Raw genomic sequence first — 21,026 nt, 5'->3', positions numbered from 1 at the left:
GCAAAGAGTTTGCGCCAGATTAAGCAAATTTGCCGAAATGCGGAAGCGGGCATGTTTTACGACCGATAAACTGACAGCACATCATCCAGACAGAAGGACGGAGCTGCCATGACGGACCATCAAATCGCGGGAAAAACGGTGCTGATCGCGGGCGGCGGCAAGAATCTGGGCGGCCTGATCGCTCGCGATCTCGCGGCCCAGGGCGCCGCTGCCGTCGCCATCCACTATAACAGCCCCGCCTCCGCTGCCGAAACCGAAGAAACGGTCGCGGCCGTCCGGGCCACCGGCGCGCAGGCGGAAGCCTTTCAAGCAGATCTGACCTCCGCCGCAGCTGTAGAGAAATTGTTCGCCGATACCGCCGCCGCCTTCGGTAATCCGCATATCGCCATCAACACCGTGGGCAAGGTGCTGAAAAAGCCCTTCACCGAGATCAGCGAAGGCGAATATGACGAAATGAGCGCGGTGAACGCCAAGAGCGCCTTCTTCTTCCTGCGCGAAGCGGGCAAGCATGTGCAGGATAATGGCAAAATCTGTACGCTGGTGACGTCACTGCTGGGGGCCTACACGCCCTTCTACGCCGCCTATGCCGGCACCAAGGCGCCGGTCGAACATTTCACCCGCGCCGCCTCCAAGGAATTTGGCGCACGCGGCATTTCCGTCACCGCGATCGGCCCCGGCCCGATGGACACGTCCTTTTTCTATCCGACGGAGGGTGAGGAGGCCGTCGCCTATCATCGCTCGGCCGCCGCGCTCTCGCCCTTCTCCAAGACCGGCCTCACCGACATCAAGGATATCGTACCCTGGATCAGGATGCTGGTATCGGACGGCTGGTGGATGACCGGCCAGACCATCCTGGTCAATGGCGGCTACACCACCAAATAAGTTAGCGGGAGGGGGCATTACGCTCTCTCCCCTCACCCGTTGGGCAGGATCAGATATTTCTCCCCCGTGCGCCGGGCATTATAGGCCATCACCGCATCGCGGCTCAGCGCCTCCTTGAGCGAAATGCGCGCCTTGTAGGAACTGGCGAAGGTGGTGGTCAGATTGTCGCGCACCCGCTGGCGCATCCGTGCCACCGTCTCCGCCCCGGCACGCTGGAGGAAGGGGAAGAGCAGCCAACCGCCCACGCTCCAGCCGAAACCGAAACTGCGGGTGATGACCGTGGGCGCCGTGTCGAGCGCGCCATAGATATAGGCCTGCTTCAGTACGTCGGAGCCATAGCGGCTATAGGCCGCGCCCTTGCTGGCAGCGCGTTCCATGGCGTCCAATATCTGCCCGACCAGCGTGCCGCCGCCAATCGCGTCGAAAGCAATGGTCGCCCCCGTCGCCTCGATCGCATCGCGCAACGCGTCGGCAAAATCCGCCTGCGAACTGTCCAGCACATATTCCGCCTCCAGCGCCCGAAGCGTTTCCGCCTGCGCCGGACTGCGGACGATGTTGACCAGCGGCACGCCATCCTCCTGGCAAATACGCACCAGCATCTGCCCCAGATTGGAGGCGGCGGCGGTGTGGACGATCGCCTTATGCCCCTGCGCCCGCGCGGTTTCGACAAAGCCCAGTGCCGTCAGCGGATTGACGAAGGCGGACGCCCCTTCTTCGGCGCTCGCCCCGTCCGGCAAGGGCAGCACGGACCGGGCATCCACCAACCGATATTGCGCGAACATTCCGCCCGGTACGCAGGCGACCCGCTGGCCCAGCAGCGCCTGCGCCTCGGCCGCGTCACCCGCAGCGATCACCGTCCCCGCGCCTTCATTGCCGACCGGCATCGCCTCGCCGATTCGCGCCGCCATGGCCCGCACCGCCGCGTCGGGCATCTGCGCCACGATCCGGCCATCGCTATAGTCGGCATTGGCGACATCGGCCGGGCCGAACAACAGTCCCAGATCGGACGGATTGATCGGCGCCGCCTCGACCCGGATCAGCATCTCATGGCCGGTGGGCGGCGGCAGGCTTTCCTCGACCAGTTCCACGGTTAACCGGCCGTCCTGCGCCAATGTGGTCATGATCTTGAGGCCGCGCGTTTCGCCCATGGCAATGCTCCTTATCCTGTCGCGGACAGGAGGTAGGCACGCTGGCGCCAATGGCAAGCGCGGCGGATCAGGCCGACGGCTTTTCCCGGTAAAGCGCCGGGAACATCGTCTTGAGCGCCGCGATCTTCGGCTTGTCCCAGCGCAGGATATAGGGGTGCCAGGGATTTTTGCGCGCGAAATCCTGATGGTCGGCCGCCGCATCCTGAAAGCCGGTGAAAACCTCCACCCGCGTCACGATCGGGTCGCGCCACAGGCCGGACTTGCCCAGTTGCACCAGATAGGCACGGGCCGCCCGGTCCTGCTCCGCATTCAGTGGGAACAGCGCGCTGCGATATTGGGTGCCGCTATCGGGCCGCTGATAGTTGAGCGTGGTCGGATCGGCGACGACCGAGAAGAAGATGCGCAGCAATGTGCCATAGCTGACCTGCGCGGGATCATAAGTCACCCGGACCGACTCGGCAAAGCCGGTATCGCCCTCGCTCACCGCCTCATAATCGACCCGGCGATCGCGCGGACCACCGGCAAAGCCGGAGACGGCGAGATGGACACCTTTGACATGGGAGAAGACGCCCTCCACGCCCCAATAGCAGCCGCCCGCGAAAATGGCGGTTTCCAGCTTGCGGGTCAGCGCGGCGTCTATCGCGGGGACCGGCGCCAGTTGGGGCGATTGGGCATGTGCAGGCAAAGCGGCGGCAAACGCCGCGAGAAAGAATAGAGAAAGGGCCTTAGAGCGCCGCACCATGGCTCTGGGTCGCCGCAACAGCGGTGGAGCCGAACATCGGCGGCTCTTCGGGCTGGAGCATGACCATGCCGACAGCGCCGATCGCAAACCCGCCCAGAAAGCGCAGGAACAGGTCGGATTTCAGAAACGCCATCATGGCAAACGCCTTTCTACCTTCTATTGCCGGTTCTACCGGCTGTCCGGCTATATCCATGCGCCTTGCCCCTGACTGAACGGCCGGCCCTGCATGAGCGGGTTTCGACCAATGTGGGCAAGAGAACGACGAACGCAGCCTCTTATTCAGTTTCTTTGTGCAACGGGCATATAGAGCGCCCGGCGACAATCGCAAGACGGTGCGGCGCGAAAAAGACCGTTTCCATTTTTTGATCTGACAGAAAAACCGGCGCTTTCACACCGGTCTTCCCTATGTCGCAACTGCGAAGTCGCGACGGCTTATTTCAGCGCGGCGCAGGCTTCCTGAATGCGCGTGCACGCCTTCTTCAGCACCTCATCCGAGGTGGCGTAGCTGATGCGGAAGGCTGGCGACAGACCGAAGGCAGCGCCATGCACAGCGGCAACCTTGGCTTCGTCCAGGAAGTAACCGATCAGCGTTTCGTCGCTGTCGATCAGCACGCCCTTGGGCGTGGTCTTGCCGATCACGCCGCTGGCGTCGGGATAGACGTAGAAGGCGCCTTCGGGCGTCGGGCAGTCGAGGCCCGGCGCGTCGTTCAGCATGGCAACCACCATGTCGCGACGCTTCTTGAACACGCTGTTGCGCTCCTCCAGAAAATCCTGCGGGCCGGTCAGCGCGGCGACAGCAGCGGCCTGGCTGATCGAGCAGGGATTGCTGGTCGACTGCGATTGCAGCTTGCTCATCGCCTTGATGATCCATTCCGGGCCACCGGCAAAGCCGATGCGCCAGCCGGTCATCGAGAAAGCCTTGGAGCAGCCATTGACCGTCAGCGTGCGGTCATACAGCTCCGGGCAGACCTGCGCGATGGTCGCGAACGGGGTCGATGCGTACCAGACATGCTCATACATGTCGTCGGTCATCACCAGCACATGCGGGTGACGCAGCAGCACATCGGCCAGCGCCTTCAGCTCGTCCGCCGAATAGGCCGCGCCCGAGGGGTTGGACGGCGAATTGAGCATCACCCACTTGGTGCGCGGCGTGATCGCAGCTTCCAACTGAGCAGCAGTGATCTTGTAGCCCTGCGACGCCGGGCCTTCGATGAAGACCGGCTTGCCGCCCGCGAAGTTCACGATGTCGGGATAGCTGACCCAGTAAGGCGCCGGGATGATGACTTCATCGCCCGCATCGACGGTCGCGACCAGCGCGTTGAACAAAGTGTGCTTGCCGCCCGAATTGACGCTGATCTGGCTGCGCTTGTAGATCAGGCCATTGTCGCGCTTGAACTTGAAGGCGACCGCTTCCTTGACGTCGGCGGTGCCGTCCACGTCGGTATAACGGGTCAGATTCTTGCGAATGGCCTCAATACCCGCCTCTTTGACAAAGTCGGGTGTGTCGAAATCGGGTTCGCCGGCCGACAGGCCAATAACGTCCACACCTTCGGCTTTGAGCGCGTTCACGCGGGCGCTCATGGCGAGCGTGGCGGACGGCTGGATGCGACCGAGGGCAGCGGAAGTCTGGCTCATGGTAATAATCTTTCGAAAGAATCCCCGAGGCCCGCAATAGAAGCGGACGCGGCGTCCCTTAGTGCGCAACGGAGAAAGGGGCAACCGGCCAGATGGCGCTTATTGGCTTTACGACAGAATAGCGTGGCTATCGCGCCAGCGTGGCGGCGACCATGCCCCGCGCGGCATTGCCGATGAAGAAGCCGTTCTCCAGATCATAGGGGCGCAGGTCGCCCTCCACCGCCTCGCCCATGTCGATCAGGCTCTGGCGCAATATGCCGGGCAAAATCCCGCGCGAAAGCGGCGGCGTCACCAGCTTGTCCCCCCGCTCGACGAACAGGGACGAAAAACATCCCTCGGTCAGATAGCCCTGCGCGTCGATCAGCAACACCTCATAGGTGCCGCCACGCCGCAGCGCATCCTTGTACAGGCTGCGGTCGGTGGTCTTGTGCAGCAGGCGCGGGTCCTGTGCGGGCGCATGGCGCGGCACCGCAGCGACCTTCATGATCGCGTCGGGCCAGGCCAGATGATCGCGCACCTCGATCGCTACCGATCCCCGGCGCGACACCATCAGCCGCACCCGGCTGCGTTCGCGCAGACGGAAGGTCGCGGCCTGCAATTCGTTACGGACATCATGCCGATCGAAGCTGAAGCCCAGCGCCTGCGCACTCGCCTTCATCCGGGTCAGATGCAGGTCCAGCAAGCGAACGCCTTCGAGCGGATCGAAAGCCATGGTTTCCAGCAGGTCGAACCGTCCGTCAGCCAATGCCATGGAAAACTTCAAGCTCCAGCGTGCGATGCGTCAACAACGGACAGGAAGCGGCCTTTCGCCAGACATTCGGCCCATTCGGAATCACCTTCCGAATCCGCGACCACGCCCGAACCCAGGCCAAGCCGCCCGGTCCCTGCCCCCTCTTCGACGCAAATGGTACGAATGGCAACATTGAAGGCGGCGTCGCCTTCCGGATCGATCCAGCCCATCGCCCCGGTGTAGACGCCGCGCGCATGCGGCTCGACCGCGTCGATAATCTCCATCGCCCGCACCTTGGGCGCGCCGGTGATCGATCCGCAGGGGAAGAGTATGCGCAGCACATCCACCGGCGACAGGCCGGGCAGGATGCGCGCGCGCACCGTCGACACCAGTTGATGCACGGTCGGATAGGTTTCGACCTTGAACAAATCCGGCACGATGACGCTCCCCGCGCAGGACACGCGCGACAGGTCGTTGCGCAACAGATCGACGATCATCAGATTTTCCGCCCGCTGCTTGGCGTCGCTTTCCAGCCAGCGCGCCTGCGCCTCATCCTGCGCAGCGTCGGCCGCGCGGGTCGCCGTGCCCTTCATCGGCCGCGCGGTCAGCTGGCCACGCACCTGCGTAAAGAACAGCTCGGGCGAAAAGGACAGGATGGTCTGCGCGCCGGTGCGCATGATCCCGCCATAGCCCGCCGCCGCACGCGGACGGATCGCGGCATAGAGCGCCATCGGATCGCCTGCGATATCGACATCGCAGGGGAAGGTCAGGTTGACCTGATAAATGTCGCCCGCCCGGATATAATCCTGCACCTGGTCAAAGGCCGCATGATAGGCCGCCTCATCCACCAGCGGCCGCAACGGACCGACAGAGGCGCCGGAGGGATCGGGCAGCATCGCGGGCAAATCGTCCGGTGCGATCAGCCGGACCCCTTCATAAAGGCCGAACCACAGCAGCGGCTGCCCATTGCCGCCGCGCCGCTGCGCGATCGGCGCCAGCCGCTCTTCCAGCGCCAGCCCCGCCTCATAGGCCATATAGCCCGCCACATGCAGGCCATCCTCGCGCGCTTCGGCCAGCCGGTCGAGCGCAGGCTGTACCTCCGCCATGGTCTGCGCCGCGACGATCCCCACCGGATCGCGATAGAGCCGCGCCAGCGCCGCGCCCTGCGCACGCGCATCGTCGAACAGGCAGAAGATTTCGTCGGGACCGGGCAGGCGCATGGCGCTTCTTAACAATCTTTACGATCAGCGAAAGGAAATAGGCGCGCGATGCTCTGTTGCGCGCGGGCAGCCGACCCCTTAGCCCCGATCCCATGACCGATCCCGCCCCGCATCCAGACCGCCCGATCGGCCCGGCCATCGCCCATGGGCTGCGCGGCCGCTGCCCGGCCTGTGGCGAAGGGCGGATGTTCGCGCGCTTCCTGAAAACCGCATCCGCCTGCCCGCATTGCGGCCAGCCACTGGACGGGCATCAGGCGGACGACTTCCCCGCTTATATCGTGATCCTGCTCCTGGGGCATATTCTCTTGCCCTTGATGATAGAGGTGAATGCCGCACTGTCCATTCCGATGGGATGGCAGGCGGTGATCTGGCCATCCCTGGCGATCCTGCTGGCCGCCACGCTGATCCAGCCGGTCAAGGGCGGGGTCATCGCCTTTCAGTGGAGCCGAAGGATGGCTGGTTTCCGTTAGGCTGTCTCAGGCATCCGCAGGAAATTCAGTTCCATCGCCTCGCGCAGCGTCTCGTCAATAACGCGGCGCCCTTCGGCCCCGTGCGTGACGACAGTGGTGTCGCAGGTGGCGACGCACACGCCCTTCTGGAAACCGGCCGAGCTGATCGTCCAGCTGGTGCGACCGATATGGCCGATCGCGCAATGGACCTCGAACGGATAGGGGAAATGCGATTCCTCCACGAAGTTCAGGTTCACATTGGCCACCAGCCAGCGCACGCCCTGTTCCTGCGGATGGCGGCCCATATGATGGTGGAAGCGGATGCGCGCGGTTTCGAAAATGCCGGAAATCGCCACATTATTAATGTGGCCCATGGTATCCAGATCCTGGAACCGCGTGTCGATGCTGGTCACGAAGCGATAGGCTTCGGGGTTCAGACGCCAGGATTCGGGTTTGGCCATGTCCTGTTTTCCTTTGGAATTTTCTGTCATATTGCCATAGCCATCATGGCCAGCGATGCAATTGGTCGCAGAAAAATGACGAAACTGCGGCCTTTTGGACACATGGGCAACAATGCGTTTCGACTTGTGATCATGGACAGCATCGCGCGCCAGACTTAATTTCGCCCGCGACATGACCCAAGGATATCCCATGCCGCAGCGTTACAGCCTTGCCGCCATCACCTTGCACTGGGCGATCGCCGCCCTGCTCGCCTTCCAGATCGCCGTCGGTTGGGCGCTGGAGGGGCTGGGCGCGCATGGCTTCCACCTCTATCAATGGCACAAGTCGGTCGGCATGCTGATCCTGGCGCTGACCATCGCCCGCATCGCCATCCGCTACTGGAAGCCCCGCCCGGCCAAGCTGGAAGGCGGCTGGCAGGGTGCGCTGGCCTCCGCCGTGCATGTCGGCCTCTATGCCTTCATGCTGGGCGCGCCGCTGACCGGATGGGCGCTGGTATCGACCGCTAAGGTCAAGGTGCCGACCCTGCTCTTCGGCCTGCTGCCTTTGCCCCATCTGCCGCTGCCCGCCGCCGTCCACGCGCTGGCGGAAAATGGCCATGGCCTGATCGCCTGGCTGGGCATCGCCTTGTTCCTGCTCCATGTCGCGGGGGCGCTGCGCCACCATGTCATGATGGGTGATGGGCTGATCTGGCGAATGGTGCCGGGTCGCTCGCCTATATTGCTGGTCGCCCTGCCCGCGCTCATCCTGCTGGGCTTCGTCGCCGGCCGCGCGATCCTGCCCGCGCCACAGGCACCCGCCGCTCCGGCGCCAGTAGCCACAGAGGTAGACAACGAAACCGAAGCCGCGAATGTCGCGGAAGCAGTCAACGCCGCTGCCCCGGTCGACAACGCGGCCACCAACGCAACGCAGGCGGCCGTCGCCGAAGAGGAACCCGTCGGCCCACCACCCGCCTGGACCGTGCAGCCCGGCGGCCGCATCGGCTTTTCGGTCGGCAATGATGGCGATACGATCAGCGGCAGCTTTTCCAAATGGACCGCACAGATCGCCATGGACCCGGAGCATCCCGCCAGCGCTATGATCAAGGTGACGATCGACATGGCATCGGCCAGCGTGGGTGACGCCTATAAGGATGGCATGCTGCCCGGCGACGAATTTTTCGGCAGCGCCGCCCACCCCACCGCCACCTTCACCGCCAGCGGTGCGGAAGCGACCGGCCCGAACAGCTATCGCGCCCGTGGCACCCTGACGCTCAAGGGCGTGTCGAAGCCGCAGACGATCCGCTTCACCCTGTCCGGCAAGGATGCCGCCCGCACGGTGACGGGCAGCGCCACCGTCGCCCGCAGCGCCTTTGGCGTGGGCAATGGCGACAGCAGCACCGGCCTCACCCCGCAGGTCGCCGTCACCTTCAGCTTCACGGCGAAGCGGAAGGATTGAGAACTAAAACCCCTGTTCGAGCATCGTGCATTAAACCTGATCCGTTCGCCCTGAGTAGGGACTGAGCTTGTCGAAGGCCCGTATCGAAGGGTCTGGCGTGACCCATCCTTCGATACGCCGCTTCGACTTCGCTCAGCGGCTACTCAGGACGAACGGCTTGATGTAGCAATATCTCATGCGCCTTATCCTCCTCTCCGCCGCTCTGGTCATCGCCACCAGCCCCGCCCCGGTCGCGGCGCAGGCCTATATGTTCGAAACCGGCGCCACCCTGCTGGCCAAATGCCGCAACAAGGCGCCTGAATATGCGCTCGCCTGCACCGCTTATATCGTCGGCGTGGTGGACGGCATCCGCAAGGACATGTTCATCGGCCGCGCCCGCCCGGTCTGCTGGCCCGACCGCATGAGCGCCGACGACGCCCGGCGCACCGTAATCGCCTATCTGGAACGCTGGCCCGATCAGCGCAGCGCCCCCGCCTCCGTCCTCGTCAGCGTCTCGCTCAACGAACGCTGGCCCTGTCAGAAGTAAGCGCCGGAAATAGAGCAGATCGATCAGGCTGATCGGGACAAATCATTGCGCGAAGCAGCAGTCAGACCGCTATAAACTTGCCTTGGCCACTGCGAAAGCGTAGGTGCGCCCCCTATTTTATCAGATGCGAAGGAGACTCGACGTGGCGGCGAAGTGGACGCCGGAAAGCTGGCGGGAGCATAAGGGCATCCAGATGCCCTTTTATCGGGATGCAGACGCTCTGGCGTCGGTAGAGGCCCAGCTTGGCCAGTTTCCGCCCCTCGTCTTTGCGGGCGAGGCACGGAATCTGAAGGCGGATCTCGCCAAGGTCGTGACCGGCGAGGCTTTCCTGCTGCAAGGCGGCGACTGCGCCGAGAGCTTCGCGGAGTTCCATCCCAACAATATCCGCGACACGTTCCGCGTGCTGCTCCAGATGGCGGTGGTGCTCACCTTCGCGTCGAAACTGCCGGTGGTGAAGGTCGGCCGCATGGCGGGTCAGTTCGCCAAGCCCCGCTCGGCCGATACCGAGACGATCGGCGGCGTGGAACTGCCCAGCTATCGCGGCGACAATGTCAACGACATCGCCTTCACGCCCGAAGCCCGCGAACCGAACCCGCAGCGCATGGTGCAGGCCTATAACCAGTCGGCGGCGACGCTCAATCTGGTGCGCGCCTTCTCGACCGGCGGCTATGCATCGCTCGATCGCGTCCATGGCTGGATGCTCGATTTCATGGGCCGTAGCCCTTGGGCAGCAAAGTTTGAAGCGATGGCCGACCAGATCGGTCAGGCGCTCGACTTCATGCGCGCCTGCGGCCTGGACGCGGAAAGCGTACCGCAGCTTGGCGGGACAAGCTTCTACACCAGCCATGAAGCGCTGCTGCTGCCGTTCGAACAGGCGCTGACCCGTCAGGACAGCCTGACCGGCGACTGGTACGACACCTCGGCCCACATGCTGTGGATCGGCGACCGCACCCGGTTCGAAGGGTCGGCCCATGTCGAATATCTGCGCGGCATCGGTAACCCGATCGGCCTGAAGTGCGGTCCGTCGCTGGAGCCGGACGCCCTGCTGCGCCTGCTCGACACGCTGAACCCGAAGCGGGAAGCCGGGCGCATCACGCTCATCACCCGTTACGGCCATGACAAGATCGAGGCCGGCCTGCCCAAGCTGGTGCGCGCGGTGATGCGGGAAGGTCATCCGGTCATCTGGTCCTGCGACCCGATGCACGGCAATGTCATCAAGGCGGCCAATGGCTACAAGACCCGCCCGTTCGACCGCATCCTGGCTGAAGTGCGCGGCTTCTTCGCCGTGCATCGCGCGGAAGGCAGCTTCGGCGGCGGCATCCATGCGGAGATGACCGGGCAGAACGTCACGGAATGCACCGGCGGCGCCATCGCCATCACCGACGAGGGCCTCGCCGATCGCTACCACACCCATTGCGATCCGCGCCTCAACGCGGCGCAGAGCCTGGAGCTGGCTTTCCTGCTGGCCGAAATGCTGAACGAGGAATTGAAGGAACGCCGCGCCGCGGCCTGACCGGCGCGTCAGAACTTAGAAAAGGGGGCGGGATCGCATGATCCCGCCCCCTTTTCGTTTCGGACCCGCCAGATCAGGCGGCAATAACTGCGATAGTCAGCGCTTCGCCGCCATCCGCGATTGCGATCAGCCGGTCGACATTGGGATGCGCACCCGGACGGTTGCGGGCATCGGGCACATGTTCGGCAAACACCTCCAGCCCATGCACAGCCGCCGCCTTGTCCAGCGCGCCGAACTGCTGCGCCAGATAATGATAGAGCGCCAGCGATCCCTGCTTGCCCGGCTGGTTCTCGATCGTGGCGACGATCATCCCGGCAGCGTCGATCAGGTCGATGCGCTGCACCCCGTCGATCGACGGCAAGAGCGAGAGATTTTCCTTGAAACTGGCGGTGGGCTGGATCGGTGCCGACATAGATGATGGTCCTGCGTTGATGGTCGCGCCGGCCTGTCGCATCTTCCGGGACAGGGTGCAATCAACCACATTTCCATGACTACCAGGATGGGTGGTTAGCAAACGCATCATCCCTACACCGTCATCCCCGCGCAGGCGGGGATCCATCTCTCGCCCTTTCACCTTGTTGAGAGGTTGGGAGATGGGTTCCCGCGTTGGCCTGCGGCCGCCCTTCGGGTCGCGGGAATGACGAAAATGGGTGGATTGCGGACTGGCGGGTTAGCAGCGTAGCCGCCGGTAATCACGCCTGACTGGTGTAGTGATCGAACTGGCGCATTTTGCCCCAGCGGCCCAAATCATGTTTTTCAATGGATACCATCAACGCGTCCTGAAGAGATAAAGAATGCTTGAAAACATATGCTCTATCCAAAGCCGTGGTAGATAAAGCCTGCTGAATGTCCGTTATGAACTGCTTTTTTGTGTCGCGTAGCAATTGAGCAAGGGCTTCGACCATTGCGATAGCTTCTTCAGCATTTTCGAAGTGCAGATTTACCTCAATGGGGTGAGGTTCGACGGGTGAGCAATCATCGATATATCCGATGATCTGTTCGTTGGTCGCATCAATGATACCACGATCCATAGTCAACTCCATCGACTACCGTTCATTACCCCTCATTTCCCATAGCTTGGTGAATGTCAGGTTTCGAGAAGATGTTGGTAGCGCAGAACCGGCATAAAATGGTCGCCTCCAGACCGTCTGCCACCCGCTCCTCATCCCAGATCCAACATGCTTTCCATGTTGGATAATCTCTGATCTATCCTGATGGATGGAACAACCGCCACCCTGCACGCCCACCCACCTCGAAAGGCAACGCGCCACAGACGCGCGGCAGGCGCGCAGTCGTGAACCCGATCCTGCCCCCGGTGACGCATCCGAGACGCTTCACAGGCGCGTTGCGAGCGCTTCGGGGACGCTTCGCGCCCAAAACAGCCGACGACATTGTGAACTTCGGGCCGTGACCCTGCCGCGCGCCCCGCGCCAGCCTACCGCCCTATTCCGCGCCCTTGCGCGCCTGCGCCCGGCGCGCGAAGATGTTGAGGCACTCCACCAGCGTCGAGAACGCCATCGCCGCGTAGATATAGCCCTTGGGTACATGCACGCCAAAGCCATCGGCGATCAGCACCGCGCCGATCATCAGCAGGAAGCCCAGCGCCAGCATCACCACGGTCGGATTGCGGGCGATGAAATTGGCGAGCGGGTCGGCGGCGATCAGCATCACCGTCACGGCCACGATCACGGCGATATACATGACTGCCAGATTGTCCGTCATGCCCACCGCCGTCAGGATCGAATCGAGCGAAAAGATCATGTCGAGCAGGATGATCTGCACGATCGCCGCGCCGAAGCCGATCGTCGCGACGCCCTTCTTGCCCAGCACGCCGTCACCCGGCGCCGGATCGACGCTGTGATGAATTTCCTTGGTCGCCTTCCAGATCAGGAACAGGCCGCCACCGATCAGGATCATGTCACGCCAGGAAAATTGCGTTTCGAAGGTCGGCGCCCCATGCGCATCGAGCGGGCCGGAAAAGCCGAGGTCGAACACCGGTTGGGTCAGCCCCACGATCCACGCGATCATCGACAGCAGCACCAGCCGCATCGCCAACGCGAGGCCGATGCCGATCTTGCGCGCCTTGGGCCGCTGCGCCTCGGGCAGCTTGTTGGTCAAGATGGAGATGAAGACGAGATTGTCGATGCCCAGTACCACCTCCATCACCACCAGCGCGATCAGCGCGGCAAGGGCTGTAGGGTCGGTGAAAGCGGTAATCAGACTGTCCATGATGCTCCTCTTATGCCGCCGTTCGGCACGGCTGCGCAACGGGAAGCAGGCCGCCGGGTTCCACCATACATGCTTTGTAACATGACAACGCTAACAAGAGACAGCGGGACGTCGCGTCCGGCTGGACTAGGGCTTTCCAGTCCCTTAGCGAAGATGCGGCATCCTCTTTTTCCGATCCGGCCGCCCGGCCGCGATCCCCGATCCTTTCGCGAAAGGCGTTTCATGGCTCGAACCACCCTCACCCGCTTCCTGATCGAACAGCAGCGCGAACATAATGCCCTGCCCGGCGAACTGCGCCTGCTGATCGAAACCGTCGCCCGCGCCTGCAAGACGATCAGCCATGCCGTCGGCAAGGGTGCACTGGGCGAGGTTCTCGGCAGCCTGACCAGTGAGAATGTGCAGGGCGAAGTGCAGAAGAAGCTGGACGTGATCGCCAATGAATTGCTGCTCGACGCCAATGAATGGGGCGGGCATCTGGCGGCGATGGCGTCGGAAGAGATGGAGACGCTCTATCCCATCCCCAACCGCTATCCCAAGGGCGAGTATCTGATGCTGTTCGATCCGATCGACGGGTCCAGCAATATCGATGTCGACCTCTCGGTCGGCACCATTTTCTCGGTGCTGAAAGCCCCCGAAGCCTGCGCCGGACGCGACGTGACGGAGGAGGATTTCCTTCAGGACGGGCGCCAGCAGGTGGCCGCAGGCTATGCTATCTATGGCCCGCAGACGATCCTGGTGCTCAGCGTCGGCACCGGCGTCTATGAATTCACGCTGGACCGCGAAGTCGGCAGCTGGGTCATGACCGATCCGGACATGAAGATGCCGCAGGGCAAGTGCGAATTCGCCATCAACATGTCCAACCGCCGCCAATGGTCGCCAGCGATCACCCGCTATGTCGAAGAGCGCGTAACCGGAGCCGCCGGGCCGTGCGGCAAGGATTATAATATGCGCTGGACCGCCTCCATGGTGGCGGACGTCCACCGCATCCTGAAGCGCGGTGGCATCTTCCTCTATCCCTATGATCACCGCACGCCGGGCAAGGCCAAGCTGCGCCTGATGTATGAAGCCAATCCGATGAGCTATCTGATCGAACAGGCCGGCGGTGCATCGAGCGACGGCTTCATGCCGATCATGGATGTACAGGCCAAGGGACTGCACCAGCGCGTCGGCGTGGTGCTGGGCGACACGGCCGAAGTCGAGGCGGTCGTCGCCTATGGCCGTGAGATGGAAGCGCTGGTGAACTGATTGGAGAAGAAGTTGGGGGAGAGCGCCGATAAAAGCGCTCCATCCCCCAGCCATATCCCACCTGCCGGTCTTACCGGCGGCTCCTCTCCAGAAACTTTTTTATTGGCGGGATATCAGCGCGTATTTTCTAGCGCATCGAAACGACAAAAAAAAGGCTGATCCGAAGACCAGCCTGAAAGTTTTTAGGAGAGGATGCCTGAAAGGCACAGCCCTTTTGTCTCGCCGGCTGGATTTTCGCAAATGCGAAGGGCGAAACCATGGTTGCACAAGATGCAACCACCCTTCCAACGGTCCGCAGGGTCAATGTGACGACGGCCTGATTCGAGTCGCGGGGATAAAGCAAATGTCAGGGCTTTGGCGTTAGGCCAGCGACATGCACGGACCGGCCACCCCCAGCACCAGTCAGATTCGCTATCGGCGCGACATTGATGGGCTGCGCGCGCTCGCTATCCTGCCGGTGCTGCTCTTCCATGCCCATGTGCCGGGCTTTTCGGGTGGCTATGTCGGGGTCGATATCTTCTTCGTCATATCGGGCTATCTGATCACCGGCATCATCGCCCGCGAAGTGGATGAGCGCCGTTTCTCTCTGGCCCGCTTCTACGAACGCCGCTTCCGCCGGATCATGCCGGCGCTGGCGCTGATGATCCTGATCGTGCTGGCCGCCGCAGCCTTCCTCTACCTTCCCGGCGATCTGGAGGGCGTGCCACGATCCGCACTGGCGGCCACGCTGTTCGCCTCCAACCTCTGGTTCTTCACCGACACCGGCTATTTCTCCGGCGGCGCCGACGTGAAGCCGCTGCTCCACACATGGTCGCTGGCGGTAGAGGAGCAATATTATATCGGCTTCCCGATCCTGCTGATGCTGCTGGCCCGCTTCGCCCCGCATTGGCGCAAGGTGGCGGTGGCAGGGATCGCCGCCGGATCGCTGGTCCTTGCCATCGCGATGCAGCGCGACACCAGCGGCTTCACCTTCTACCTGCTGCCGACCCGCGCATGGGAATTATTCGCCGGCGCGCTGCTGGCATTGGGCGCCGTGCCGCAGATCCGGCCCCGCTGGTTGCGCGAACTGATCGCCTGGGGCGGCGCGCTGGCCATCGCCTGTTCTGTCGCCCTCTATGATCGCAACACCCTCTTCCCCGGCCTCACCGCCCTGCCCCCGGTATTGGGCGCGGCCGCGCTGATCCACGCCGCGCCGGGCACCAGCATGGCCCGCCTGCTCTCGCTGCCGCCGCTGGTCGGCATCGGCCTCATTTCCTACTCCCTCTATCTGTGGCACTGGCCGCTGATCGTCTTTACTGAATATGCGACCGATGTGCCGCTCTCCGGAGCAACGCGAATCCTGGTGATCGGCGCCGCCCTGGCCGCCGCGATCCTCTCCTGGCGGTTCGTGGAGCGCCCCTTCCGCGATTCCCGGCGACTGCCGGCACGGGCCATCTTCCGTTTCACTGGCGCAGCCATGGCGCTGCTCTGCATCCTATCGCTTGCGCTGATGGCGATGGGCGGCTGGCCTGCCCGTTTCGCGCCGCAGGTGCTGGCGCAGATGGCAGGGCAGACGGATTTTGCCCCGACCCGCAAGCAATGCCATGACAATTTCATGCGCGGCGCGACGCCCTGCATATTGGGCGCCGATGTCCGCCCCGACGCGATGCTGTGGGGCGACAGCCATGGCGTGGAACTGGCCTATGCCCTGTCCGTGCGGGCGAGAACGCAGGGCCGCTCCCTGATCGAACGCACCACATCAAGCTGCCCCCCGGTGCTGGGCTATGAGGCAAAAGACCCGCGCTGCGCCGCCGCCAACCGTGCCGCCTTCGACGCGATCCGCGCCGATCCCGGCATCAGGCGCGTCTATCTGGCCGCCTTCTGGGCCAATGGCGATTTCGATCGCCCCGACTTCGTCGCGCAACTCGACAGCACCATTGCCGCGCTACGTGCACAGGGACGACAGGTCGTGCTGATCGGCCCGGTGCCGCCCCAGCCCTTCGACGTGCCGCGCCATCTCGCTCATCTGGCACAAGCCGGACGAATGGATCAGGCGCAGGGCGTGGCACGCGCCTTCGTGGAGCAGCGCACGACGCATCTGCGCGCCGCCTTCGCCCGTTGGCGGAGGCTGGGCGTTCCCCTGATCGACACGCTCGCGGCGCTATGCGATACGCAGCACTGCGCGATCGAACGCAACGGCAAGCCGCTCTATTTCGATTCCCATCATCTGAGCGTAGCGGGCGCGACGCTGGTGGCCGCGCGGGACGACTGACCCTTATTCAGCCGCCAGCGCATAATCGGCGCGCGGCAATTCCGCCGCCAGCGCCTGCGCGATATTGCTGACCAGCGCCTGCATCCTCGCCACGCCCGGCCCCGGCCGCTCCAGTGCCACGTCCAGATAGAGGCTGCGGTCGATCTCGATCTGGATCGCATGCATGCCCTGCTCCGGCCGGCCATGGCGATCCACCATATGATCGCCGGCATAGGGACTGTTCTGCGCCACGCTGAAGCCATGGCTTTCGGCAATATCGGTCGCCAACATCATCAGTCGGGTCGACGCGCTGCGGCCGAACCGATCGCCCAGCACCAGCGCCGGCGCCGATTGCCCAGCGGCAGGCGGCGGCAAGGGCGGCATGGAATGCAGGTCGATCAGGATCGCATGACCATGCGCCTGCCGTGCTGCGGTCATCAGGCGCGCGACCGCGGCATGATAGGGCCGATGCAGATCCTCGACCCTACGCACCGCCTCCGCCCAGAGCATGGGCCGTTGCCATAATTCATGGGCTCCCGGCATGCGACGCGGGAACAGCCCCAGCCCGCCACGCAGCTTGGCACTGGTCTGCAAGGGCACATTGCGCGGCAGATCGGCGATCATGGCGGGATCGATCTCCCGCTCATGCCGGTTGAGGTCGATCATCGCGCGCGGCGACCGCGCGACCAGAACCGGAAATCCGTCCGCAATCAGGGGATGCGCCAGCAAATCGACCCAGCGATCTTCCAGCCGCCTAAGCATCTGCGGTTGCACCCGCGCTGCCGCGAAGAGATCGTCGGGATAGTCCCGCCCGGCATGGGGCACGGACACTATCACCGGCCGGTCGGGCACAACCGGGCCATAAAGATCGAAAACAGTCTCGGTCAGGGTCGGGGAACGCGGCGCGGGATGGTCCAATGCGGCTCCTTTCACCGGCGCGCAAAAAAGCCTTGCTCGGCTGGATAATATTTACACCTTGTCGCATATAAGCGGGCCACGCGCCACCCCGTTGGCGGCGCGCAAGTCGGCGAATCAGCCGTATGGGACTGTGTAGGGGCAATGGTTCGCATATTATTGGCGGAAGATGATGAGAGCATGCGGGTCTATCTTGCCCGCGCGCTCGAACGATCGGGTTATGAAGTGGTGTCGGCCGCAACCGGCATGGAAGCCTTGCCGCATATCAACAGCGATCGGTTCGATCTGCTGCTGACTGACATCGTGATGCCGGAAATGGACGGCATCGAACTGGCGCAGCACGCCGCGCAGGTTGCGCCCGACATGCGCATCATGTTCATCACCGGCTTTGCCGCCGTGACGCTGAAAGCCGGCAAGGCGGTGCCGCAGGCGAAGGTGCTGTCAAAACCCTTCCACCTGCGTGATCTGGTGCTGGAGGTCGAACGCATGTTCGGCAGCGAAAGCGTGTCGGGCCTGAGCTGACAGGCCCGAACGGGCGGATCCTCAGTCTGGCACCACTTCTTCCATATCCGGTGTCGGATCGAGCGCGACGCCCGCCATCGCGGCGTTGAGCCGTTCGCGATCCAGACCATTTTCCCAGGCCGACACCACGATCGTCGCCACCGCATTGCCGATGAAATTGGTCAGCGCCCGCACTTCGCTCATGAAGCGGTCGACGCCCAGAATCAGCGTCATCCCTGCCACCGGCACCGACGGCACGATCGACAATGTCGCCGCCAGCGTGATGAAGCCCGCGCCGGTCACGCCAGCCGCCCCCTTGGACGAGATCATCGCCACCAGCAGCAGCAAGATCTGCTGCTCCAGGCTCAGATGCACATTGCACGCCTGCGCGATGAACAGCGCCGCCAGCGTCATGTAGATATTGGTGCCATCAAGGTTGAAGCTGTAGCCGGTCGGTACGACCAGCCCGACCACAGACTTGCGGCAACCCGCCCGCTCCATCTTCTCGATCAGGCTGGGCAGCGCCGCCTCGGACGAGGATGTGCCCAGCACCAGCAGCAATTCCGCTTTCAGATAGCGGATAAGGTGCAGGATATTGAAACCCGCGAACCAGCCCACCGTCCCCAACACCACCAGCACGAACAAAAGCGCTGTGAGGTAGAAGGTCGCAACCAGCCCGGCGAGATTGGCAAGCGTACCGACGCCATATTCGCCGATGGTGAAGGCCATGGCGCCAAAAGCGCCGATCGGCGCCGCCTTCATCAGGAAAGCCACCAGTTTGAACACCGCATGGCTCGCCGATTCGAGCACCGCCATCAGCGGATCGGCCTTTTCCCCCACCATGCTGACCGCGATGCCGAACAGGATCGCCACGAACAGCACCTGCAGGATATTGCCGTCCGCCACCGCCGAAATCATGGTCGACGGAATGATTCCCATCAGGAACCCGGTCAGCGTCCGCTCATGCGCCTGATGGGCGTAATCCGCGACCTTGCCGGCATCCAGCGTTGAAGGGTCGATATTGAGGCCCGATCCCGGCTGAACGACATTGGCGACGATCAGGCCGACGATCAGCGCCAACGTGGAGAAGGTCAGGAAATAGCCGAACGCCTTGGCCGCCACGCGCCCGATCGCGCCCAGTTCCTTCATGCCGGCAATACCGGTGACGATCGTCAGGAAGATGACCGGCGCAATGATCATCTTCACCAGCTTGATGAAGGCTTCACCCAGCGGTTTCAGTTGCTTGCCGGCATCCGGCCAGAAATGACCGATGAAGACACCCAGGGCGATCGCCACGAGAACCTGAACATAGAGCTGGCGGTAGAAAGGCAATCGTGGCGCCGTTTGAACCGGCGAAGATGGCAATGGCAGCATGGATGTCGGCGTCCCCTGTTTGCGCCGCAGCATATGGCCGACCCATGCCCTGTCCAGAAGAATATCGACAAGATTCAATTTCCTGCTTGCGCGAGTCACCGACCCCCGTTATTGCCCCCCTCCACGGCGGGCGTGTAGCTCAGTGGTAGAGCACTGTGTTGACATCGCAGGGGTCGCAAGTTCAATCCTTGCCACGCCCACCATTGAAAACCCCGGTAGGTCAACGACCTACCGGGGTTTTTGATTTTGCGCCTGCGGACTTGTTCCGGCGCAACGGAACCAGTCCCTATTCCAAGGCGCCGTAACCGCTCGAAAAGGTCGATCGGGAGTTTCGCACCTCGCCATCTGATATCTTGGCGACAGCCGATCTTATGCATGTCCAGCTTGACGGGATTGCCAGTCGCTCGACGACAATATCGTGATTCTGGTCGGCAGCACCGCCCCTCACACGACAATGCATTGATCAAGACGATCAGCGCCCTTTTAAAAGGAGATCATCTCAAGCCAGTCCATCGACCCCGTGCCTCAGCAGCAGAGAAGACCATCGGGGGACTAGCGAACTGGCGCAATAATCAGCCCCTGTTTGCCCCAACAACCTCAGTTCGGCCGTCGAAGTGGCCGCGAGTTGCTATACCGCCCTTACCCCCGATATGGCGATCTGCGCCAAACCCGAAAGCCCTGGACGCCTCAAACCACCATCATGCTGTCCTAGAGGCCATCCACACCGCTAAGATGCGAGGCAACTGATAAGCTCTTGGGGATCGCGAACATCATATCTGGAACTGGAACGAAGACCGCCCACCTTCTCCATTTCAACATTGTGCACATTCTGCTCGAAATTCTTGGACTCGGCGATCAAATCAAAATTCTTGTTAATGCTGTGACCACGCGCGAAGATGTCGACACGCGCCCGCACTGCCTTGAGCAAGATAAGAAGATGAAATGCCGAACCTTCGAAGCCAGCAATGCGCTCTGCGGTAGCAAGAACATTCATCTGCCGGGCCAGACTATGCTCCTGCGAATGAAAAATGGTCCATCCCTGTTCGACCAGCAGAGCCTCGACAACAGTCTCATTGTCGACGCCTCCATGCTTATCCGCCAACTTCGAGCGCGATAGCCAGATTTTCCGCCCTGGCACCATCTCACCGGGGTATTGGCCGAGAAAATCAGCGTGATAATCCTTGAAAAAGGTACGGATGGAAAAACCGCATTCGCCCAATATCAGATCAGGAACAATCTTCGGCTTTGTCAGGCAAACATGCTTATTCTGCAAGCCGAGTGTGCGAAACACATGCTTCTGCCATGGCTTAACTTCAGAATTTCTGAGCCATAAGATGGGCAGTTCCGGAAATTTCTTGGCGACATGAACGCGCGCGATCGATTCCAGAAGGAAGTGCCCAAAATGATTGTAAAGATAGCCACCGAAAATAGCAGGTGTCTCGATCCTCTTAGACACTGCTTCAGGCTGCTGTGAAAGGGGATAGATCAGCTTCAGCCCTCCCCGCGAGAAGGTAGACTCCTCTACGAACTGCCCTTGATGGTCGTACACTCCGCCGACCATGGCACCCAGCGGCCCTTCTTTCCGCACACGCACGGGAAAGAGAGAAGCGTCACGAATCGTTATAAAATTAGACATTCAGAATTCAGCCACACCCACAATTTATCTATTCATAGCCGCTGTATATTTCAGATCAAGCGGTGGGATCGGCATGTCTCGCTAACTTGCCTTATCTTAGAGACCGGACAGTCGGCGCGTTTCTTAATCGGGAAAATGGAGCAAAACGGGGCTAT

21 protein-coding genes and 1 tRNA gene are annotated in these 21,026 nt (G+C 62.4%); 9 read left to right on the top strand and 13 right to left on the bottom strand.

Features of this window, described 5'->3' with window-relative positions; all coding sequences use genetic code 11:
- Nucleotides 1–108 precede the first annotated feature (108 nt).
- On the top strand, nt 109–882 hold the full coding sequence (locus BMY84_RS19055; RefSeq protein WP_093085751.1) for an SDR family oxidoreductase: 774 nt from the start codon (nt 109–111) through the stop codon (nt 880–882).
- Between the two features lie 32 nt (nt 883–914).
- On the opposite strand, the gene BMY84_RS19050 is transcribed toward BMY84_RS19055, so the two are convergent.
- The 6 genes from BMY84_RS19050 to pabB all read right to left on the bottom strand — a co-directional run bounded on the left by BMY84_RS19050 (nt 915) and on the right by pabB (nt 6,357).
- Nucleotides 915–2,030: a zinc-binding dehydrogenase gene (locus BMY84_RS19050; protein ID WP_093085749.1), complete on the bottom strand. Its 1,116-nt coding sequence runs from the start codon at nt 2,028–2,030 to the stop codon at nt 915–917.
- A gap of 67 nt (nt 2,031–2,097) precedes the next feature.
- Nucleotides 2,098–2,772, bottom strand: coding sequence for a peptide-methionine (S)-S-oxide reductase MsrA (msrA, locus tag BMY84_RS19045; protein WP_371262431.1), 675 nt, complete (start codon nt 2,770–2,772; stop codon nt 2,098–2,100).
- A complete protein-coding gene (locus BMY84_RS29845; protein ID WP_177204082.1) occupies nt 2,756–2,908 on the bottom strand; it encodes a hypothetical protein in 153 nt (50 codons plus the stop codon). Before BMY84_RS29845 ends, msrA begins: the two co-directional genes overlap by 17 nt.
- Before the next feature lie 296 nt (nt 2,909–3,204).
- Nucleotides 3,205–4,407: a pyridoxal phosphate-dependent aminotransferase gene (locus BMY84_RS19040; protein ID WP_093085748.1), complete on the bottom strand. Its 1,203-nt coding sequence runs from the start codon at nt 4,405–4,407 to the stop codon at nt 3,205–3,207.
- Between the two features lie 127 nt (nt 4,408–4,534).
- Nucleotides 4,535–5,158, bottom strand: coding sequence for an aminotransferase class IV (locus tag BMY84_RS19035; RefSeq protein WP_093010869.1), 624 nt, complete (start codon nt 5,156–5,158; stop codon nt 4,535–4,537).
- An 8-nt stretch (nt 5,159–5,166) separates the two neighbouring features.
- Complete coding sequence (pabB, locus tag BMY84_RS19030; RefSeq protein WP_093085746.1) at nt 5,167–6,357, bottom strand: aminodeoxychorismate synthase component I; 1,191 nt, start codon at nt 6,355–6,357, stop codon at nt 5,167–5,169.
- A gap of 92 nt (nt 6,358–6,449) precedes the next feature.
- Here pabB and BMY84_RS19025 point away from each other — a divergent pair, with 92 nt between their 5' ends.
- Nucleotides 6,450–6,827 carry a DUF983 domain-containing protein gene (locus BMY84_RS19025; protein ID WP_093085869.1) on the top strand — a complete coding sequence of 126 codons (378 nt, stop codon included), beginning with the start codon at nt 6,450–6,452 and terminating at the stop codon, nt 6,825–6,827.
- On the opposite strand, the gene BMY84_RS19020 is transcribed toward BMY84_RS19025, so the two are convergent.
- Complete coding sequence (locus BMY84_RS19020) at nt 6,824–7,267, bottom strand: acyl-CoA thioesterase (RefSeq protein WP_093085867.1); 444 nt, start codon at nt 7,265–7,267, stop codon at nt 6,824–6,826. The genes BMY84_RS19025 and BMY84_RS19020 overlap by 4 nt on opposite strands.
- 190 nt (nt 7,268–7,457) lie before the next feature.
- Here BMY84_RS19020 and BMY84_RS19015 point away from each other — a divergent pair, with 190 nt between their 5' ends.
- The 3 genes from BMY84_RS19015 (at nt 7,458) to BMY84_RS19005 (ending at nt 10,741) form a co-directional block, all read left to right on the top strand.
- Nucleotides 7,458–8,702 carry a YceI family protein gene (locus tag BMY84_RS19015; protein WP_093085745.1) on the top strand — a complete coding sequence of 415 codons (1,245 nt, stop codon included), beginning with the start codon at nt 7,458–7,460 and terminating at the stop codon, nt 8,700–8,702.
- Nucleotides 8,703–8,877: 175 nt separating this feature from the next.
- Nucleotides 8,878–9,228, top strand: coding sequence for a Rap1a/Tai family immunity protein (locus BMY84_RS19010; protein WP_093085743.1), 351 nt, complete (start codon nt 8,878–8,880; stop codon nt 9,226–9,228).
- A 142-nt stretch (nt 9,229–9,370) separates the two neighbouring features.
- On the top strand, nt 9,371–10,741 hold the full coding sequence (locus BMY84_RS19005; RefSeq protein WP_093085742.1) for a class II 3-deoxy-7-phosphoheptulonate synthase: 1,371 nt from the start codon (nt 9,371–9,373) through the stop codon (nt 10,739–10,741).
- 73 nt (nt 10,742–10,814) lie between these two features.
- Here the strand turns inward: BMY84_RS19005 and BMY84_RS19000 are convergent, their stop codons facing one another.
- The 3 genes from BMY84_RS19000 to BMY84_RS18990 form a co-directional block, all read right to left on the bottom strand.
- The gene (locus BMY84_RS19000) at nt 10,815–11,153 is read right to left on the bottom strand and encodes a DUF2322 family protein (RefSeq protein ID WP_093085740.1); all 339 of its coding nucleotides are present in this window, start codon (nt 11,151–11,153) and stop codon (nt 10,815–10,817) included.
- 280 nt (nt 11,154–11,433) lie between these two features.
- Entirely contained in the window at nt 11,434–11,772 is a 339-nt protein-coding gene (locus BMY84_RS18995; RefSeq protein ID WP_143075091.1) for a hypothetical protein, read from the bottom strand.
- 412 nt (nt 11,773–12,184) lie between these two features.
- Nucleotides 12,185–12,970, bottom strand: a complete 786-nt coding sequence (locus BMY84_RS18990; protein WP_093085737.1) for a TerC family protein — start codon at nt 12,968–12,970, stop codon at nt 12,185–12,187.
- A gap of 222 nt (nt 12,971–13,192) precedes the next feature.
- Here BMY84_RS18990 and BMY84_RS18985 point away from each other — a divergent pair, with 222 nt between their 5' ends.
- Together BMY84_RS18985 and BMY84_RS18980 are read left to right on the top strand one after the other, a co-directional pair.
- Nucleotides 13,193–14,215, top strand: a complete 1,023-nt coding sequence (locus BMY84_RS18985; RefSeq protein ID WP_093085736.1) for a class 1 fructose-bisphosphatase — start codon at nt 13,193–13,195, stop codon at nt 14,213–14,215.
- A gap of 373 nt (nt 14,216–14,588) precedes the next feature.
- Nucleotides 14,589–16,466: an acyltransferase family protein gene (locus BMY84_RS18980; RefSeq protein ID WP_177204081.1), complete on the top strand. Its 1,878-nt coding sequence runs from the start codon at nt 14,589–14,591 to the stop codon at nt 16,464–16,466.
- Between the two features lie 3 nt (nt 16,467–16,469).
- On the opposite strand, the gene BMY84_RS18975 is transcribed toward BMY84_RS18980, so the two are convergent.
- The gene (locus tag BMY84_RS18975; RefSeq protein ID WP_093085734.1) at nt 16,470–17,363 is read right to left on the bottom strand and encodes an N-formylglutamate amidohydrolase; all 894 of its coding nucleotides are present in this window, start codon (nt 17,361–17,363) and stop codon (nt 16,470–16,472) included.
- Nucleotides 17,364–17,504: 141 nt separating this feature from the next.
- Here BMY84_RS18975 and cpdR point away from each other — a divergent pair, with 141 nt between their 5' ends.
- Nucleotides 17,505–17,882, top strand: coding sequence for a cell cycle two-component system response regulator CpdR (cpdR, locus tag BMY84_RS18970; protein ID WP_093010899.1), 378 nt, complete (start codon nt 17,505–17,507; stop codon nt 17,880–17,882).
- 21 nt (nt 17,883–17,903) lie between these two features.
- On the opposite strand, the gene BMY84_RS18965 is transcribed toward cpdR, so the two are convergent.
- Nucleotides 17,904–19,235, bottom strand: a complete 1,332-nt coding sequence (locus BMY84_RS18965; protein WP_093085864.1) for a dicarboxylate/amino acid:cation symporter — start codon at nt 19,233–19,235, stop codon at nt 17,904–17,906.
- A 128-nt stretch (nt 19,236–19,363) separates the two neighbouring features.
- Here BMY84_RS18965 and BMY84_RS18960 point away from each other — a divergent pair.
- Nucleotides 19,364–19,438, top strand: a tRNA-Val gene (locus tag BMY84_RS18960).
- A 524-nt stretch (nt 19,439–19,962) separates the two neighbouring features.
- On the opposite strand, the gene BMY84_RS18955 is transcribed toward BMY84_RS18960, so the two are convergent.
- Nucleotides 19,963–20,871, bottom strand: coding sequence for a glycosyltransferase 61 family protein (locus BMY84_RS18955; protein WP_093085733.1), 909 nt, complete (start codon nt 20,869–20,871; stop codon nt 19,963–19,965).
- Nucleotides 20,872–21,026 lie beyond the last annotated feature (155 nt).

The sequence above is a fragment of the Sphingobium sp. AP50 genome (genome assembly GCF_900109095.1).
In the GTDB taxonomy this organism is placed as follows: domain Bacteria; phylum Pseudomonadota; class Alphaproteobacteria; order Sphingomonadales; family Sphingomonadaceae; genus Sphingobium.
This window is presented reverse-complemented; position numbering and strand designations above follow the sequence as displayed.